General features: G+C 34.8%; 2 protein-coding genes and 2 pseudogenes. 3 read left to right on the forward strand and 1 reads right to left on the reverse strand.

Annotated elements, in window-relative coordinates; translation table 11 throughout:
• Together U880_RS0106060 and U880_RS11390 are read left to right on the forward strand one after the other, a co-directional pair.
• Positions 1-1,011 (forward strand): variable large family protein (locus tag U880_RS0106060; RefSeq protein ID WP_024655183.1); only part of this gene is annotated, 1,011 nt, incomplete at its 5' end.
• Between the two features lie 299 nt (positions 1,012-1,310).
• Positions 1,311-1,944: pseudogene (locus tag U880_RS11390) on the forward strand (variable large family protein); the annotation flags it as partial.
• A gap of 362 nt (positions 1,945-2,306) precedes the next feature.
• Here the strand turns inward: U880_RS11390 and U880_RS10915 are convergent.
• Positions 2,307-2,709 (reverse strand): annotated as a pseudogene (locus tag U880_RS10915) (variable large family protein); the annotation flags it as partial.
• On the opposite strand from U880_RS10915, the gene U880_RS0106080 reads away from it, so the two are divergent.
• Positions 2,709-3,737: a variable large family protein gene (locus tag U880_RS0106080; RefSeq protein WP_051373898.1), complete on the forward strand. Its 1,029-nt coding sequence runs from the start codon at positions 2,709-2,711 to the stop codon at positions 3,735-3,737. The pseudogene U880_RS10915 and the gene U880_RS0106080 overlap by 1 nt on opposite strands.
• The last annotated feature ends 4 nt before the right edge of the window (positions 3,738-3,741 follow it).

Genomic DNA, 3,741 nt, shown 5'->3' on the forward strand with positions numbered 1-3,741 from the left:
TGTAATAGTGGAGGAGTAAAGGGAGAAGGAGCAGCAGGAGGAGACGGGAGTGGGTTAAGTGGAGCAATGATGGAAATAGGGAGAAGTGCAGAGAGGGCATTTTATGCATTTATTGAGTTAATGTCAGATGTATTGGGATTTAATGTGAACACAACTACAAAGAAAGAGGATGTAGGAAATCATTTTAAGAGTTTAGGTAAGAAGCTAGGAGATGCATCAAAGGATTTAGAAGAAGTAGCAAAAAAAGCAGAGATAGGTGATAGTAAAAGTGTTTCATCAAAAAGTCCAATTAGAGAAGCAGTTGATTCAGCTAAGGCAGTTTTAAATAGGTTAAAAGGGCATTTAGAGTCATTAGGTACAGTAGGTGATTCTAATGTAGTAGGTGATGCAGAAACTAGTGCTAAACAAGGAGTGGCAGCAGATGATGATGCATTAAAGAAAGCATATAATTCGTTAAAAGAAATAGTAAAAGTTGCAACGAGTGTAGGTGTTAAAGCTTTAAAAGTAGGATCTACAACTTTATCAATAGATAGTGTATCTAATAAAGAAGGAGCTAAGATGTTAGCTACAAGTAATGCAGGAGCAGCGGCAGCAGATATATCTAAAGCAGCAATAATATTAACAGCAGTGAGTGGTGAGGAAATATTAGACTCAATAGTTAAGTCAGGAGAGAATGATGCAGCACTATCAAATAATGCGGATGATACAACAAGTGCGATGAGTTTTGCAAGAGGAGGTCAAGCAGCTCACTTATCAAATGCTGATACTCCAAAAGCGGCAGCAGTAGCAGGAGGTATATCGTTACGTTCATTAGTGAAGACAAGTAAACTAGCAGCAGGAGGGAATTCTAAAGCACAAGGAGGAAAAGAAGAAGTACAAAAAGTAGGAATCACTGCAGTAAATAAGTTATTGGGAGCAGTAGAGGATTTAATTAAGAAAACAGTAAAGAATGTGCTTGAGAAAGCGAAAGTAGAAATAGATAAAGCAAGAGAAACAACAAAAATATCATAATTATTAGTGTAATCAATATAAATAAAGATAGTTATAGAATTAGGTTATTGGATAATGAGAGTAGAAGGCAAGTTTAGATATGAAGATATGAGTCTAATTTGCCTTTTTTTAATGACTTTTCTTTTTTATGTTTTTTTATTACAAGATATAGATAAAAACAAAGTCATTATTATTTATTTTGATTTATTAATATGAATGATATTTCTGTGTAAATCATATTTTTTTGCTTTTATTTCTTAATAGCACAAAGTTAAATAAATAATAAGAAATCAATAAAAGAAATAAGAGGCAAAGAAAGAATGAAAAGAATAAGAAGAAGAGGAGAGATAATAAAGAGAAAAAGAATAGTAGAAGTGATGATGATAGTGATGGGATGTAATAGTGGAGGAGTGAAGGATCCAGAGAAAGTGTTTTTGAGTGATATGGTTAATTTAGGGAAAGGATTTTTGGAAGTTTTTGTGAGTTTTGGGGATATGGTAAGTGGGAGGTTGGGAATAAAGGCAGAAACAAAAAAATCGGATATTGAGAAATATTTTACTGATATTGAAAAAACTATGATTTCAGTAAAGGAGAAGTTGCAAGCAGAAGTGGCAAAGAATGGAAATTATGTAAAAATCAAGGAAGTATTTGATCAGTTTATTACAGGTACATTAGACAAGATTGCGGAAGGTGCTAAAAAAGCAGCAAGCGGGGCTACTGGTGGTGCTGTTATTGGAAGTTCTGCTAAAAATGAAGATGCTGCACCTGGAGAGGTTGCAAGTGTTAATGCGCTTGTTGAAGGAATTAAAACAATAGTTGCTGTAGTCCATGAAAAATGAGGGAAATGCTGATGCGAATAAGACTACAGATGATGATAAAAAGGATATAGGTAAGTTGTTTAGTAAAGCATCTGATAATGGATCAGAAGCTGAGGCAGCTAAGGCAAATGCATCACCAGCATCATCATTACTTCTCTTATTCTTATCCCCTTTACTCCTCTTTTACTTCCCTTCTCTTCTTATTTTTGCCCTTTGACTTCTCTCATATCTCTTTTTCAATCCTTACTCCATTTCTTTTGCAAGTTCTATTTTTTCTTCCCTAAGACCAATTGGTGTTTCCCAAACTTAGTACAACAGCAAACATAAATTAAAAATGAATAAACTAAATGCACTCATGATAAATAAATACTTTAAAAAAATATAATAATGAAATCACTTAATTTAAAAAGAAAACATCTCCCATGCTTTGCCAAGAACTAGAGAAGTGTTTCCTTTAAATAATTTTTTATCTTACTGCTCTTTATCTACAATTATTTATTATTGTTGCCCACTAGCTGCTTCTGCTGCCTTATCTTCTTGCTTAATTGTAGCCAATGTTTCATTTATCTTTTTTAATCCAATATCAACTGTATTTCTTATTCCTATTATTAAAGCACTCAATGTCTTCCCAACTGCGCTTGCCGCTACTCCATTGATTGCAGGTACAGCTTTGTCCTCATTCTTAGTAGCAAATTTACCACCTTTAGCCATTGATCTTAATGCTATACCTCCTGAAATAATTGCATCTTTCTGTTTAGTTTCTTTAGTACCACTATCATTTTTAGCAGTAGCAATCTCAGCAACATCCTTTGCTTGATCAATATCTTTACCAGCTTGCTGAAACTACATCAGACTTGGCAATAGCTTGCAATATGTCAACACCACTTACAGCCCCAATTGATGGTAGTGATGATGGGATGTAATAATGGGGGAGTTAGGGAAGGAGAAGGGGAAGGAGGAGGAAGTTTAAGTGAAGTACTCATGGAAGTAGGGAGAAGTGCAGAGAATGCATTTTATGCATTTATAGAGTTAATGTCAGATACATTGGGATTGAGAGTAACTAAAGATACAACTAAACAACAGGTAGGAGAACATTTTAATAAGCTAGGTGGTAGCTTTGGAGAAGCATCAGCAGAATTAGAAGCGGTAGCACAAAAGTTGGAAATAGAAGGGTCTAAAGATTCTCTATTAAATAATTCAGTGAAAGTAGCAGTTGATGCAGCTAAGAAAACGTTGGAAGCATTAAAAAGTCATTTAAACTCTTTAGGGACAGTAGGTGATTCTACTAACAAGGTAGTAGGTGAGGTAACCTCTCAACAAAGCGGGGCAGCGGCAGATACAGAAGAATTAAAAAAAGCTCTTAAGGCACTTCAAGGAATAGTGGAGATAGCTAATGTAGAAGGTGTTGAAAAATTAAAAGAGAGTAATTTAGTATTGAATCAACAATCAATAGGAATAGCCAATCCAGAAAATGGAGCTAAGGTTTTAACAGCAGGTGCTAATGCAGGTGGGGCTTCTGGTCCAGAAGCAGTAGCAATAGTATCGGCAGTGAGTAGTGAAGAAATTTTAGAATCTATAGTTAAATCAAAAGAAAATGATGTTAAATCACTGTCAGGAAATGCCGTGGCAGGTACAACTCCATTGGAATTTGCAAAAGGAACAAATAATACTGGTCATTTAGCACAAGGGGCAGCTAAAGCAGCAGCAGTAGCTGGAGGAATCGCCCTACGTTCATTGGTTAAAGATGGCAAATTAGCTGCTAATAATAATAATGATGAAAAAGCAGTACAAGGAGCAGGAATAAGTGCAGTAAATAAACTATTAGTAGCAATAGAAGATATAATTAAAAAAACAGTAAAGAATGTGCTTGAAAAAGTAAAACAAGAAGTAGATAAAGCACGAGCTACAAAAGTAGCAAATCATCAATAAGATA

The sequence above is a fragment of the Borrelia hispanica CRI genome (assembly GCF_000500065.1).
Taxonomy (GTDB): domain Bacteria; phylum Spirochaetota; class Spirochaetia; order Borreliales; family Borreliaceae; genus Borrelia; species Borrelia hispanica.